This is a genomic window from Silvibacterium bohemicum, assembly GCF_001006305.1.
GTDB lineage: Bacteria > Acidobacteriota > Terriglobia > Terriglobales > Acidobacteriaceae > Silvibacterium > Silvibacterium bohemicum.
In genome coordinates this window covers 473,916-487,833 of record NZ_LBHJ01000001.1, presented here as the reverse complement: position 1 = coordinate 487,833, position 13,918 = coordinate 473,916, and the positions used below count along the sequence as shown (strand labels likewise).

The 13,918-nt window shown below is 60.5% G+C and carries 12 protein-coding genes; 9 read left to right on the top strand and 3 right to left on the bottom strand.

Annotated features, from left to right (window positions below):
* Nucleotides 1-106 precede the first annotated feature (106 nt).
* From XX99_RS02080 to opgC, 8 genes are all read left to right on the top strand, one after another.
* A complete protein-coding gene (locus XX99_RS02080) occupies nt 107-2,932 on the top strand; it encodes an ATP-binding protein (protein WP_050057703.1) in 2,826 nt (941 codons plus the stop codon).
* Complete coding sequence (locus XX99_RS02075) at nt 2,925-4,361, top strand: sigma-54-dependent transcriptional regulator (RefSeq protein WP_050057702.1); 1,437 nt, start codon at nt 2,925-2,927, stop codon at nt 4,359-4,361. Before XX99_RS02080 ends, XX99_RS02075 begins: the two co-directional genes overlap by 8 nt.
* 61 nt (nt 4,362-4,422) lie before the next feature.
* The gene (locus XX99_RS02070; RefSeq protein WP_050057701.1) at nt 4,423-4,668 is read left to right on the top strand and encodes a type II toxin-antitoxin system Phd/YefM family antitoxin; all 246 of its coding nucleotides are present in this window, start codon (nt 4,423-4,425) and stop codon (nt 4,666-4,668) included.
* 123 nt (nt 4,669-4,791) lie between these two features.
* Complete coding sequence (locus XX99_RS02065) at nt 4,792-5,571, top strand: MlaE family ABC transporter permease (RefSeq protein WP_050057700.1); 780 nt, start codon at nt 4,792-4,794, stop codon at nt 5,569-5,571.
* A 3-nt stretch (nt 5,572-5,574) separates the two neighbouring features.
* Nucleotides 5,575-6,435, top strand: a complete 861-nt coding sequence (locus tag XX99_RS02060; protein WP_082125171.1) for an ABC transporter ATP-binding protein — start codon at nt 5,575-5,577, stop codon at nt 6,433-6,435.
* Nucleotides 6,436-6,470: 35 nt separating this feature from the next.
* Nucleotides 6,471-6,740 carry a DUF2277 domain-containing protein gene (locus XX99_RS02055; protein ID WP_050057699.1) on the top strand — a complete coding sequence of 90 codons (270 nt, stop codon included), beginning with the start codon at nt 6,471-6,473 and terminating at the stop codon, nt 6,738-6,740.
* 107 nt (nt 6,741-6,847) lie between these two features.
* Entirely contained in the window at nt 6,848-8,053 is a 1,206-nt protein-coding gene (locus XX99_RS02050; RefSeq protein ID WP_050057698.1) for an acyl-CoA dehydrogenase family protein, read from the top strand.
* A gap of 124 nt (nt 8,054-8,177) precedes the next feature.
* Nucleotides 8,178-9,374, top strand: coding sequence for an OpgC domain-containing protein (gene opgC, locus XX99_RS02045; RefSeq protein ID WP_050057697.1), 1,197 nt, complete (start codon nt 8,178-8,180; stop codon nt 9,372-9,374).
* Between the two features lie 100 nt (nt 9,375-9,474).
* On the opposite strand, the gene mqnE is transcribed toward opgC, so the two are convergent.
* On the bottom strand, nt 9,475-10,638 hold the full coding sequence (mqnE, locus tag XX99_RS02040; protein ID WP_050057696.1) for an aminofutalosine synthase MqnE: 1,164 nt from the start codon (nt 10,636-10,638) through the stop codon (nt 9,475-9,477).
* A gap of 218 nt (nt 10,639-10,856) precedes the next feature.
* On the opposite strand from mqnE, the gene XX99_RS02035 reads away from it, so the two are divergent.
* A complete protein-coding gene (locus XX99_RS02035; RefSeq protein WP_050057695.1) occupies nt 10,857-11,417 on the top strand; it encodes a hypothetical protein in 561 nt (186 codons plus the stop codon).
* On the opposite strand, the gene XX99_RS02030 is transcribed toward XX99_RS02035, so the two are convergent.
* Together XX99_RS02030 and XX99_RS02025 are read right to left on the bottom strand one after the other, a co-directional pair.
* On the bottom strand, nt 11,406-11,885 hold the full coding sequence (locus tag XX99_RS02030) for a GNAT family N-acetyltransferase (RefSeq protein ID WP_050057694.1): 480 nt from the start codon (nt 11,883-11,885) through the stop codon (nt 11,406-11,408). The two genes, XX99_RS02035 and XX99_RS02030, sit on opposite strands and share 12 nt — an antisense overlap.
* Nucleotide 11,886: 1 nt before the next feature.
* Complete coding sequence (locus tag XX99_RS02025) at nt 11,887-13,878, bottom strand: WD40/YVTN/BNR-like repeat-containing protein (RefSeq protein ID WP_231581114.1); 1,992 nt, start codon at nt 13,876-13,878, stop codon at nt 11,887-11,889.
* Nucleotides 13,879-13,918 lie beyond the last annotated feature (40 nt).

Here is a 13,918-nt window from a genome sequence, read left to right as displayed (position 1 = left end):
AACGATATACTGGGGAGCACTGTGAAATTCGGGTTGTGCGCGACCTTGGCAGGAGAGTTGCACAGGCAGGCGGTGCATCTCCGAAACCACACGTCCTCCACCCTTTATGGAGAAGTCTTTTCAAATTCGCATCACAGTGGTGCTGCTGGCAGTCTTCACCGCCGCAGCCGCGGTGCTTGCGTCTTTGAATTTCGTCCAGGAGACGGGATACCAGTCTCCTACCGACGGCGTGGTGTGGGTGGAAGCCACCGGTGGTCTGGCGGCCCAGCGCGTAGCGGCCGGCAGCGCCGGACAGCATGCCGGGCTGAAGGCCGGCGACCTGATGGTACGCGCCAACGATCGCGAGGTTCCGCGCTGGGCAGCTCTGGCCCAGGAAATGATTCGCACCAAAGCCTATAACACCATCACCTACACCATCATGCGTGACGGCGTCCGGATCGAAGTCCCGGTCATCCTCGACGCGCTCGACCGCAGCTTCAACCAGGGCTTCCGGCTGATCGCGCTGGTGTATCTCGGCATCGGGCTTTACGTGCTCTTCCGGCGCTGGACGGCCCCGCACTCGACCCACTTTTATATCTTCTGCCTGGTTTCTTTCGTTCTCTATTCGTTCAAGTCCACCGGCAAGATGGACGGCCTCGACCAGGCCGTTTATTGGGGCAACATCCTGGCCGAGAGCCTGCAGCCGGCGCTGTTTCTGCACTTCGCGCTGGCCTTCGCAGACGAACGCGGCCGGCGCCGCCCACGGCTAATGTCGCTGGTCTACCTGCCCGGCATCTTTGTCATCGGCCTGCGGCTGATGGCCATCTGGCGCTGGTCGGCAACCGAGTTGCTGCGCCATCGGCTGGATCAGATCGGCATCGGTTACGACGCAGCATTCTATGTGCTGGCAGCGGTCGTGCTTTTCGTCAGCTACAAGATGACGACGGCCCCGCTGCGGCGTCAGCAGCTGAAGTGGCTGACGCGCGGCACCATCGTAGCCGTGATGCCGTTCGCGCTGCTCTACGCGATTCCCTACCTGTTCAACTTCGCGGTTCCGGACCTGGTGACCAAGCTGGCGGGCATCTCGCTGGTCTTCCTGCCGCTTACCTTCAGCTGGGCCATCGTGCGCTACCGGCTGATGGACACCGACCTGATCTTCAAGCGGGGCGTCACCTACACGCTGGCCACGGCTTCACTCGTGGGCCTGTACTTCCTGCTGGTAGCAATTTCGGCCGAGGTGGTCCGCAAACGGCTGCCGAATGCCGGCGCGTGGGGCGTGATCGCGGCGATTGTGATCACCGCCCAGCTCTTCGATCCCCTCAAGCGGCGCATCCAGGACCGCGTCGACCGGGTCTTCGATCGCAAGCGCTACGACTACCGGCAGACTCTGATCGAATTCGGCCGCGGCTTGAACTCCCAGACCGACCTCAACGCACTCCTGAACGCCATTGTCGACCGGCTGCCGCGCACGCTGCTGGTGACCCGCATCGCGGTCTTCCTGGCCGACCAGCAGCGCGGCGGATTCGTTCTCGCCGCAGGACACGGATTGCCGCCAAGCGCCTTCGATCCCAAGCTCGACCTGGGACTGCTGGACTTCGATCAGCCCGATGCCGGCTCACATATTTTTCTCGAGAATCCGCAGCAGGCGCTGCACCTCACCGAACCGGAGCGCCGCGCCGCCTCCCTGCTCGACCTGAATTACTACCTGCCCTGCCGCGTCCAGGACCGGGCCATCGCCGTCATTGGCCTGGGACGCACGGCGGATGGCGATTTTCTGTCCAGCGAAGATGTAGAGCTGCTGGAATCTCTGGCCAGCTATATCGGCATCGCCATCCAGAACGCGCGGCTTTACGCCAGCCTGGAAGAAAAGATCTCGGAGTACGAACGCCTCAAGGAATTCAACGAGAACATCGTCGAATCGATCAACGTCGGCATTCTCGCCGTCGATCTCGAAGACCGCATCGACAGCTGGAACTCGCAGATGGAAGTGATGTACGCGCTGCCCCGCGCCGAAGCGCTGCGCCAGCCGCTCTCCGCGGTGTTTCCACCCGGACTCATCGAGGCCTACGAGCGGGCGACGAGCGAATCGGGTGTCCACAATCTGTACAAGTTCCGCCTGGAGACGCGGACGGGCGAGGTGCGCACCGCAAACATCGCCATTGCCCCGCTCGTCTCCCGCGACTTCACGACGGTGGGACGGATCATCCTGGTAGACGACATCACCGACCGCACCGAGCTTGAGGTTCAGCTCTCGCAGGCAGAAAAGCTGTCGTCGATCGGCCTCCTGGCCGCAGGCGTGGCGCACGAGGTCAACACTCCGCTGGCGGTGATCTCCTCCTACACGCAGATGCTGACCAAGCAGGTGCGCGGCGACGACCGGCTCTCGCCGCTGCTCGAGAAGATTACGCAGCAGACCTTCCGCGCATCGGAGATCGTGAATGGGCTGCTGAATTTTTCCCGCACCGGCACGACCGAATTTCGCGAAACCGATCTGAATGCAATCATTCGCGACACGCTGACGCTGGTCGAGCACCAGTTCAAGACCTCGCAGGTTCAACTGGATGCCACCCTCCTCCCCGATCTGCCTCCGATTCTGGGCAACGCGGGCAAGCTGCAGCAGGTCTTTCTCAATCTCTTTTTGAACGCGAAGGACGCGATGACGGACGGCGGTACGCTGCGCATCGCGACCGAAGTCAACGGGCATGTGAGTGTAGCCATCTCAGACACCGGTTCGGGGATCTCTCCCGAACATCTGCGCCGCATCTACGATCCGTTTTTCACCACCAAGTCGGCTCCGAAGGAAGGCCAACGCCGCGGCACGGGCCTGGGCCTGGCCGTGACCTACGGCATCATCCAGGAGCACGCCGGCAAAATCCACGTGGAAAGCCAGGTAGGGGAAGGCACCACCTTCTATCTGGAATTTCCCATGTTAAGGAAAGCAGCACATGTCTGAGGGCACACTCGCCATCCCCCCCGCCTCTACCGCCAATCCATCGGGAACGATCGAGCGGATACTGATCATCGACGACGAGGCAGCCATCCGCGAATCGCTGGAGACGCTGCTCGGCCTGGAAGGCTACACCGTCGACACCGCGGTGAATGGCGAAGACGGGCTGGTGGCGATCGAGCGCGCGGCCTATGACCTGGTTTTGCTGGACCTCGCACTTCCGGGAAAGAACGGCTTGGAGATCCTGGCCATCCTCCGCGAGCGGCATGCCTCGCTCCCGGTCATCATGATCACCGCGTACGGCAAGGTCGACAACGTGGTCGACGCCATTCGTACCGGTGCGCAAAACTTCGTCCAGAAACCGTGGGACAACGAGAAGCTGCTCGCCGATATCCGCTCGGCCATCGGACGCTATCACGCCGAAGAAGAGAACATCCAGCTCAAGCGCGCGCTGAAGCAGCGGTACAGCTTCTCGAACATCATCGGCAAGAGCGATGTCATGCTGCGCATCTTCGACCTGATCGCGCAGGTTGCGCCCAGCCGGTCTACAGTCCTGATTCAAGGGGAAAGCGGCACCGGCAAGGAGCTGATCGCCAAGGCCCTGCACTCGAACTCCACGCGCAAAGACAAACCGTTTGTCCCGGTGAATACCGGCGCCATGCCAACCGACCTGCTGGAGTCGACGCTCTTCGGCCATGTCCGCGGCGCGTTCACCTCAGCCGTGTCGTCGAAAAAGGGGCTCTTCGAGGTCGCCAACAGCGGCACACTCTTCCTGGACGAGATCGGCACCATGGGAATGGACACCCAGGCCAAGATCCTGCGCGTGCTGCAGGACAAGCGCTTCATGCAGCTCGGCGGGGTGCATGAGATCCAGGTGGATGTACGCATCATCGCCGCGACCAACGTCGATCTGCGCCAGGCCGTGCGCGAGGGCAAGTTCCGTGAGGATCTGTTCTACCGGCTGAACGTGATCAATATCGAACTGCCGCCGCTGCGCAGCCGACGCGAGGACATCCCGCTGCTGGCCGCGCACTTTCTGAAGTACTACGCCGAGGAGAACAGCCTTCCGTTGCGAAGCCTGGCTCCCGACGCCCTGCGCGCGCTGATGGACTACGACTGGCCGGGAAACGTCCGCGAGCTCGAAAACGCCATGGAGCGCGGAGTCGTGCTGTCGTCCAGCCCCGTCATCGGCTCAGACCTGCTGCCCGGGCAGATGACAGGCCGCAGCTACTCCACTAGCCTGCTCGAACACAACGCCGACGCCTCCCTCTTCGACATCCTGGAAGACATCGAACGGCGCATCATCATGGACAAGCTGGAGCGCTGCAACTGGAACCAGACCGAAGCCGCGGAGCAGTTCCGCGTTCCGCTGTCCACGCTGAACCAGAAGATCAAGCGGCTGAATATCGAGATCAAGAAGCGGGCGAAAGAATAGGCCCCCTGCCATTGCAACTTCGCATGGCAAGCACATCCCGGCCGGTTGTAGACTCGCATGTATGGCGCCCATAGCCTCCCGCGAGGCAAAAACTCATTTCCCCGCTCTTCTGAAGCGCGTGCAGGAGGGCGAGCACATCACCATCACCAAGCATGGTGTTCCGGTGGCCGTGCTGTCTCCTGTCGAGGCGAAAAAGGGTAAGAGCCGGGAAGATGCGATCGAGGCGATGCGGGCGTTCGGACGCGGCCGCACGCTTCCTGAAGGAATGACATTCAAGGACATGATCGACGAAGGGCGGCGATATTGAACGCCAGCCTGAGAATCGATGCCTCCGTCACACTCCGGTGCATGGTAGTCTCGCACTAGAATCGAAGTAGGGCTGATCGGCATCCTACGAACAGCCCATATTCAAGGATCTGACTTCCGACCCATGCCTTTCACCACGATCGATGCAGCCGCCAAAAGAGGTGTCACCTCCGTCCAGGAGTACTCGCTGCTTTCGGCGCGAGCCCTGGGCAATCTCTTTCGCCGTCCCTTTTATGGCGCGGATATCATCACCCAGGCTGACATGATCGGCGTTGGGTCGCTGCCGATCGTGATTTTGACCGGCTTCTTCACGGGTGGCGTGCTGGCTTTGCAATCGGCCTCGACGTTGGCCCAGTTTGGCGCCGCAGCGGTGACCGGGCAGCTGGTTAGTATGTCGATGATCAAGGAGCTGGGTCCCGTTTTAACCAGCCTCATGGTTTCCGGACGCAATGCTTCAGGGATGGCCAGCGAGCTGGGATCGATGATGGTGACCGAGCAGATCGACGCCATGCGTGCGCTGGGAACCGATCCGCTGAAGAAACTGGTCATGCCGCGGCTCGTAGCCACAATCATCATGATGTTCTTCCTGACCATTCTTTCCGATACGGTGGGAATTTTAGGTGGAGCGGCCTGCGCGGTCTTCCTGCTGGGCCAGGACTCTTCCCAGTACTTCCACACCGCCTATCAGACGATCCACTATGCGGATATCATCCAGGGACTGGTAAAGCCGGTCTTTTTCGGTTTCATCATCTCCACCATCGGCTGTTATTACGGAATGAATACGCGCGGCGGCACCCAGGGCGTCGGCCGGTCAACGACACAGGCAGTCGTCGTTTCGTCGGTAATGATTATCGCCTCCGACTTTGTCCTCAGCCGGTTCATGATCGGTATCTTCGGGCGCTGACCAATGGCCACTAAAGAGCTCGCCGCCAACGCCATCGATCCGCTCAGCGATACTGACCCCAGCCAGATCTACCCCGAAGCACAAGCCGTGGAATTTCAGGATGTAAGCATCGGCTTCGAGGGGAAGCAGGTACTCGAAAACATCTCCTTCCGGGTGAAGCGCGGCGAAACCCGCGTCCTGCTTGGGCCAGCGGGCGTGGGCAAGAGCGTGCTGCTCAAGTTAGCAAACGGCCTGCTCAAGCCGGATACCGGACGCATCTTCGTCTTCGGCTTCGAGGTCAGTGCCATGCGCGACGACGACCTCTTTCGCCTGCGTGGATCGATCGGTACGGTGTTTCAGGAGGGCGCGCTCTTCGACTCGCTCACCGTGCGCGATAATGTGGCCTTCCGGCTCACCGAAGAGCGGGTGCCGGACGAGGAGATCGACCGCCGCGTGACCGAGGCGCTGCGCTTCGTGGAGCTCGAGCACACGCTGACCAAGTTTCCCTCCGAGCTCTCAGGGGGCATGCGCCGCCGCGTGGCGATTGCGCGTGCCATCGTGACAAAACCGGAGTTGCTCCTGTACGACTCGCCGACCGGAGGCCTCGATCCGATTACTTCGACCACCATCGTCGAGCTGGTCATCAAGCAGCGGGACGTGGCCCAGACCAGCTCCCTGCTGGTGACGCACCGGCTGCAGGACGCCTTCATGCTGGCAACGCATCACTTCAACAAAGAGACGAACCAGGTCGAAGAGCTGCCCGAGAACCAGACCATACCCAGCACCAGCTTCCTGATGCTGCACCAGGGCAAGCTGGTCTTTGACGGAACCACGCACGATCTGGTGAATTCGAAAGATGAATTCATCAAGGGATATATTTCCTGACAGCACTCGATGTTTCCCGACGCGAGGCAGCGGCCATGTGCAGAAATATCAAAACCCTTTTCAACTTCGATCTGCCTGTAACGCCGGAGGAGGTTCAAGCTGCTTCCCTTCAATTTGTGAGGAAGATCAGCGGCTTCAACAAACCTTCGCAGGCGAACGAAGCAGTATTTCTGGCAGCCATCGATGAGGTGGCCGCAGTCTCCGCGCGCCTTCTGCAATCGCTCGAAACGAATGCGCCGCCGAAGAATCGGGAAGAAGAAGCGGCCAAAGCAAAAGCCCGGGCTGCGGAGAGGTTCGGGGATTAGGCCGTCAGATCTCCTAACAAGTTTTCTTGGCCGAGCTGGCTTTTGCCCGCCTTTGAACCGCTCTGTTAGGCTGAGTGGTTTGATTCCTGGCACTGGAGCGAGTTTTTATGGCATACCCCTTCAAGGGCGTGGACTTTATCGGTTTCGACGCGCTGCTCGATGATGATGAGCGCATGGCGCGCGACATGGCGCGGCAATTCATTGAAGACAAGCTGATTCCCATCATCGAAGAGTGCAACCGCGAGGGCCGTTTTCCCCGCGAGCTGGTTCCACAGATGGGGCAGCTTGGCTTCTTCGGAGCCAACCTGCATGGCTACAACTGCGCGGGTATGTCGAACGTGGCGTATGGGCTGGTGATGCAGGAGTTCGAGCGCGGCGATTCTGGCCTGCGCAGCTTCGTGAGCGTGCAGTCGGCGCTGGTCATGTATCCCATCTACACGTTTGGTTCCGAAGAGCAGAAGAACTACTGGCTGCCTCTGATGGCCAGCGGCGAAAAACTCGGCTGCTTTGGATTGACAGAGCCGGATTTCGGATCGAATCCCGGCGGCATGCGCACACGCGCGGTGAAAGAGGGTGACGAGTACATCCTAAATGGCGAGAAGATGTGGATCACCTCCGGTTCCATTGCAGATGTCGCCGTGATCTGGGCCAAAGTCAAAGAAGAGGATGGCGGCAAGAACGAGGATGGCGGTACGGATGTAGTCCGTGGATTTCTGGTCGAGACCAATCGGCCCGGATTCTCCGCGCATGACGTTCACGGCAAGTGGTCTCTGCGTGCGTCGGTCACTTCCGGCCTGTCGCTCCAGGATGTGCGGATCCCCGCCAAGAACTTGCTGCCCCGGTCGGGAGGACTGAAGTCTCCGCTGATGTGCCTCAACCAGGCGCGGCATGGAATCAGCTGGGGCGCGATCGGCGCAGCCATGTCGTGCTACGACACGGCGCTCAAGTATTCGCTCGACCGCAAGCAGTTTCGCAATGAGCCGATTGCCAGCCACCAGCTGATCCAGGAAAAGCTGGCCTGGATGATCTCGGAGATCAGCAAAGCACAGCTGCTGGCGCTGCATGTTGGCCGCATGAAGGACGACGGCAAGGTTGGCCACGAGCATATCTCCATGGCCAAGCGAAACAACGTGTGGATGGCGCTCGAGTGTGCGCGAATGGCGCGCGACATCCTCGGGGGCGCTGGAATTACCGATGATTTCCCCATCATGCGCCACATGATGAACCTGGAGTCAGTGAAGACGTATGAGGGAACGAACGATATCCACACCCTGATCATCGGGCAGAGCGTTACCGGGATCTCCGCGTTTTAGGACTGGCCGTCCAGGCCATCGCTTCGCGCCGGAAACTCCGAAATCGGAAATCGAGATACAGAAGTTCCTCGAAGCGCTCGGCGCAACCCGTGGGTGGGAAAGGCGTCTAAAAGAGAGACGCTCCATGGCCATGCACCTGCCCAAGCTCGAACGCCGTCCCGAACTCGACGCTTTGCGCGGGCTCTTTCTGGTGTGGATGACGCTGACGCACCTGCCAACGCGCTTTGCCGATTTCGTCAATCAGCCCATCGGCTTTGTGACCTCGGCGGAAGGGTTTGTTTTTCTTTCGGCGCTGCTTGTAGGCAGGCTCTACATTCGCGAGCTGGTACTGGACGAGCCGGGTGTGCGCATGAAGCTGTGGAAGCGCTCGCTGAAGATCTACGCCTATCACCTCCTGATGCTGGCCTTCGCCTTTACCGTGGCCGCGGAGTTCGCGATCCACACCCACCGCGCGGCGCTCACCAACCTGCTGGATTTCTATCTGGCGCATCCGCTGGTGGCCATCGTGGGTTCAGTGCTGCTGCTGTATTGCCCGCCGCTGCTCGATATTCTGCCGATGTACGTGACCTTTCTATTCTTCACGCCGCTGCTGCTCTCGGCCTCGGTGCGCTTCGGCTGGAGAAAGATTCTGGCGGTGAGCGGGCTGGTCTGGCTGCTGGCGCAATTCGGCCTGCGGGACATGGTCCACAACGCGATTGTCCGGGCCACACATCTGCACATCCCGCTGCAGGAGACGGGTGCCTTCAATCTGTTTGCCTGGCAGGCGGTGTGGGTTGTCGGACTATGGCTGGGCGCGCGGTCAGCTACCGGCGCCGTGCCGCTCAAGAGAATTCCCGGCTGGGGAACCGCTGTGGCGGGCGCGGTATGCGTATTCTTCGTCGGCGTGCGGCATGGCTGGCTGGGACCGCACCTGACGGCGCAAACCCTCGGTGTACAGGTCGACAAGTGGCAGATCGGGCCGCTGCGCGCGCTGAACCTGATCGCCTTCACCGTGCTCTTTTACTGGCTGCGAAAGTACGTGCTGCGCGTGGTGTCGGTCGAGCCGTTTCTGACCCTGGGCAAGGCTTCGCTGCAGGTCTTTTGCGCGCATGTATTCTTCGTCTTTGTGGGGCTGGCGCTGCTCTATGGCGAGCTTGAGCAGCTGCAAGGAACCACCGCGGTTGCCCTCGTGGTGGTCACCTTCGCCGCACTGATTCTGGTGGCAGCGAACGAAGTCCGGAAGCGGCGCTTAGACCGCGAAGCGAAAAAGCGTGAGCTGCGCGAGAAGGAGCTGCCGCCTGCTTCAGGACGGCCTCTGGCTTGTGTCGAGCAGCAGCCCTAACTGCAGCGAGTCAGCAAGTCAGCGGTCAGCCACGAACCCGGCCAGCATCCTACTCGCGAATGACTGACCGTCTTTGCGCCTGACTGCTGCCCGCTACTCTTCAGACCGCCACCGTGAACGAATCTTCCGTTCTCGTCACCGCGCGATAAAGCGTGTCGCGTTCGACGGGAACCCGGCCGGCTTCGGTGATGAGTCTTACCAGATCCTGGCGGCGCATGCCTTGCGGCGTGGTCGCTCCTGCATCGTGGTAAATCTTCTCTTCGATCACCGTGCCGTCGACGTCGTCGGCGCCGAAGCGCAAGGCGATCTGCGCGATCTGCGCTGTCATCATCTGCCAGTACGCCTTGATGTGCGGGAAGTTGTCGAGCAGCAGGCGGCTCACCGCGATCTGCCGGATATCGGTCATGCCGCTGGTGCGGGGCAAAAATCCAAGCGCAGTGTTGTCGGGATGAAAGGCCAGCGGGATGAAGGTCTGGAAGCCGTGGGTTTCGTCCTGCACCTCGCGCAGCTTCAGCAGATGATCGACGCGGTCTTCATCGTTCTCGACATGGCCGTAGAGCATGGTCGCATTCGATTTCAGGCCGGCCTGGTGAGCCATGCGCGCAGTGTCCAGCCATTCGCTGCCATCGATCTTGTGATCGCAGATGATGTGGCGCACGCGGTCGGAAAAGATTTCGGCTCCGCCTCCCGGACAGGAGTCGACGCCGGCTTCCTTCATGCGCTCCAGCGTCTGCGGGATACTGAGCTTGGCACGGCGCGCCAGGAAGGCCACTTCCACCATGGTGAAGGCCTTGATGTGCACCAGCGGAAAGCGTTCTTTCAATCCGCGTACCAGATCGAGGAAGTATTCGAGGGGCAGATCGGGATGAAGTCCACCGACGATGTGGAACTCGGTGACCGCTTCGCTGTATCCGGAGGCCGCCGTCTCCCATGCCTGCTCCAAAGCCATGGTGTAGGAGCCCTCGGTGCCCTTCTTGCGGCCAAAAGCGCAAAGGCGGCAAGCGGCTACACAGACATTGGTGGGATTGATGTGGCGATTGACGTTGAAGTAGGCGAGATCGCCGTGCATTCTTTCGCGAACGTAGTTGGCGAGCCAGCCGACAGCCAGAATGTCAGGCGATCCATACAGCGCGAGACCGTCTTCGAAGCTGAGGCGTTCACCGGCCAATACCCTGGCGGCAATCGGCTTCAAACGATCGTCGTCGGTGCCGAAAGGTCTCCGTTCGTCCACGCCTGTAGTTTCGATCACGTCGTCGCCAATCATGCTTTTCCTCACTTCTTATGATAATTCACCTGCTCCGGCCTTCGCGACCATGAACCTTGCAGGCCGCTGGTACGTATTCCATGCAGGGAACTACGGATTTTCCGGCTATACTACCGGCCATGGCTCCGGGCTGCGGGATGTCGTCGCGGCTGTTACTATGCCTCAAGTAGATCCGGACAACTTAACTTCAAGACCTGGGACACTGATTGATCTCAAGCATGCGATATGCCGCGCGAATCATTTTCAGCCTGGCGGTTTTGCCGCTGGCTCACGCCGCGCAGAGTAGCGACACGCAGAAACCTCTTGTTTTCCCGGGAACCCTGTCCTACAGCCTGGACAAGGCCAAGGTAAACCTGCCTTCGGATCTGGAAGGCAAAACGAATCTTCTGCTGATCTCCTTTGAGCCTGAACAACAGAAGGATATCGATAGCTGGTCTCCCGTCGCCGAAGCCTTGCAGCACAGCGACTTCAGCTTCCGCTGGTACCGGCTGCCCATCTCGAGCCGCGAGAACTTCGTCTTCCGCTGGTGGGAAAACTCCTCCATGCGCAGCGATGAGACCGACCCGGAAACGTGGCACTGGATCATTCCGCTCTACGTCAACAAGGACGAATTCCGGCGCACCCTGCAAATTCCGAACGAACACGAGATCGTGGCCCTGCTCACCAACAAGCAAGGCCAGGTGCTGTGGCGGAGCTCCGGTTCGCTCACCCCGCAGAAGCGTCTCTCATTGCTGACGGCGGCGGGCTATCACTCGGCTGGACCTGCTTCAGGAGAATGAATCTGGCGCACTTTCAAGTGAACATTCCATAGTGAGCGCGTCCAGCGTGCCCATGTAGAAATCAGGAATGCGGCCGGTCGGCGTGAATCCCAGCTTGCGATAGAAAGACTGCGCTTCGAGATTATCGACCGCAACCTCCAGGCGAATTGCGACAGCTCGTTGAGCTCGCAGACCTTCGATCATCTCCTGCATAAGGCGCTGCCCTATGCCCTGGCGGCGCAGGCTGGGGTCGACATCGATGGTGACGATGTGGCCTATGCGCCGGCCCTGCTCCAGCTTCGATTCTGCGATTGCAAAACCGAGAATGCTTTCGGAAGCATCCACGGCGGCATAGGTAAGGCTGCGGGAATGGTTGAGGAAGTAAGCGAGTTCGGACTTGGAATAGGCGATGCCAGGACGGAAGCATCGCTTGTCGAGCGCGAAGAGCTGATCCAGATCTTCGCGCTCGATCCTGCGAATGCGAAACACCTCAGCGCTGGGCTTGCTGCGAACCGGTGGCCGCGGCGTCGGCGGGCTGCACGACGATGCCGTCGTAGAGCGATGCGGCTACCAGGCGTCCTCCCATGGTGTGGACCTTACGCACGCGCCAACCGGCATCCCACCACTTCCAGGTCTTGTCGGTAGAGTCGACGGCAAAGACCATCGTGGAGTCGGTCGAAGTAATGACGACGCGGTTGAGCGCTGCGTCCCAATCGACGTTGCCGATGTTGGTGATGGGCAGCGTGCTCAAGGCCTCCCAGCTCTGGCCGTGATCGTTGCTATAGAAGGCTCCCTCGCGCCCGCCCAACCACAAAGTGCCGTTGGGTGCGGTGCTGAGTGCGCGTACCGAACTCAGCTTGGCAGGAAGCGGAACCGCCTTCCAGGTTACGCCGCCGTCCTCAGACACGCTGAGGTCGTTACGCCGCGCGGCGAAGACGATGTCTCCGTGGAAATCGACGAAGCGGTATTGCTTTTCCTGGAGCACAGGGCCGGTCCAGGTTGCGCCCTGGGTCGCGCTCCGATAGACGCCGTCCGAAGTGGCCGCAAACCAGACCGGGCCGCTCACGGAGAGGTCGTTCACCTGCGCGTCGATGACAAGTGGCTTCGAAGATTCGGTTTCGGTCTTCTTGACCTTCTTGCCTTTGCGAACAACGTAGACCGTCTTTTCCGTGGTGTTGACGACCTTGCCGTCCGGTTCCCAGGTCGATCCGCTCCAACGGAAGATGCCGTGGCTGGTACCGGCGATCACCGTTCCGTCCGGGCTCTCTCCCAGGCTGAAGATGTCGCGGCCATCGAGGCCGGCGCTGCGCTGGTTCCAGGTCTTGCCGGCATCTTCGGAGATGAAGACGCCGCCATAGCTCTTGTCATTGACGACGCCGGCATACATGGTCTGCTCGTGCTTGGAGTCGGTCAGGAACGCCGTGACCTGGCGCTGCGAGAAGCCCTGATTGGAAGAGACAAAAGATGAGCCCGCGTTCTGGCTGGCGAGCACGCCGCTGCGATCGGTGGCCAGGAGCACGTGCTGCGTGTTTTTCGGATCGACGTAAACGTCATTGATGATGACGTCGGGACCGGTCATGCGCGTCCAGTTCGCACCGCTATCCATGGTCTTGTACAGGCCTTCGGTGGTTCCCGCATAGACTATCCGGCGATCGACCGGATCCTGCTCCAGCACGCGCGTGCGCCGAGCTGTGGAGGGAATGCCCTGCACCTTGCGGAAGAGTTCTCCGCCGTTCTGGCTGGAATAGATGCCGGAGCAGGCGCTGGCGTAGACCACGCTGGGCTTGGTCGGATCGATGATGATGGAGAAGACATCCGAGTCATCGATGAGGCCTTCCTTGATGTTGTGCCAGTTGGCGCCGCCGTCCGTGGTCTTCCAAGGCAGGTGCCAGGTTCCGGCATAGATGGTCTTGGGATCGGCAGGATCGATGGCGATGGATTCGACCTTGTGAATCTCGCCGCTGCCCTGCGGGCTGATCTGCGTCCAGTGGTCTCCGCCGTCTTCTGTGCGGTAGACGCCGCTGATGGCGCCAACCACGAGAATCTTGGGATTGGAAGGAGCCTGGCTGAGAGCACGCACGGACTGCCCATCCATATCCTTCATAGATGTCCACGTCACGCCGCTATCGTGGCTGACATAGACACCCCCGCCAGGGCTGTCGAGCTGCCATACGCCGGCATAGAGGGTCTTAGGGTCGGCAGAATCCACGGTCAGGTTATCGACAATGAGATCGTCGACCTTGCCCAGATGGGCCAGACGCGACCAGGTCGCTCCGCCATCGCTGGATTGATAGATCCAGCTGCTGGTGGTGCCGAGATAAATGTGCTGGGGGTTTGCCGGGTCGTAGGCGAAGGCCCGGGCGTCACCGCCGTGCGGGCCAACGGAGACCCACGGCGTGATTTGTGCATGAAGGGTGGAGGTGTGAATCAATCCTGCGAGTGCGCAACCAAGGACAAGAGACGAAGAAAATCGGAGTTTCATAGATTCTGTACGCGTTAGATTCCACCTCCATCATAGCGTT

Coding starts and splice junctions, on each gene's coding strand:
- XX99_RS02080 (WP_050057703.1), top strand. CDS start 107: ATGGAGAAGTCTTTTCAAATTCGCATCACAGTGGTGCTGCTGGCAGTC.
- XX99_RS02075 (WP_050057702.1), top strand. CDS start 2,925: ATGTCTGAGGGCACACTCGCCATCCCCCCCGCCTCTACCGCCAATCCA.
- XX99_RS02070 (WP_050057701.1), top strand. CDS start 4,423: ATGGCGCCCATAGCCTCCCGCGAGGCAAAAACTCATTTCCCCGCTCTT.
- XX99_RS02065 (WP_050057700.1), top strand. CDS start 4,792: ATGCCTTTCACCACGATCGATGCAGCCGCCAAAAGAGGTGTCACCTCC.
- XX99_RS02060 (WP_082125171.1), top strand. CDS start 5,575: ATGGCCACTAAAGAGCTCGCCGCCAACGCCATCGATCCGCTCAGCGAT.
- XX99_RS02055 (WP_050057699.1), top strand. CDS start 6,471: ATGTGCAGAAATATCAAAACCCTTTTCAACTTCGATCTGCCTGTAACG.
- XX99_RS02050 (WP_050057698.1), top strand. CDS start 6,848: ATGGCATACCCCTTCAAGGGCGTGGACTTTATCGGTTTCGACGCGCTG.
- opgC (WP_050057697.1), top strand. CDS start 8,178: ATGGCCATGCACCTGCCCAAGCTCGAACGCCGTCCCGAACTCGACGCT.
- mqnE (WP_050057696.1), bottom strand. CDS start 10,638: ATGATTGGCGACGACGTGATCGAAACTACAGGCGTGGACGAACGGAGA.
- XX99_RS02035 (WP_050057695.1), top strand. CDS start 10,857: ATGCGATATGCCGCGCGAATCATTTTCAGCCTGGCGGTTTTGCCGCTG.
- XX99_RS02025 (WP_231581114.1), bottom strand. CDS start 13,878: ATGAAACTCCGATTTTCTTCGTCTCTTGTCCTTGGTTGCGCACTCGCA.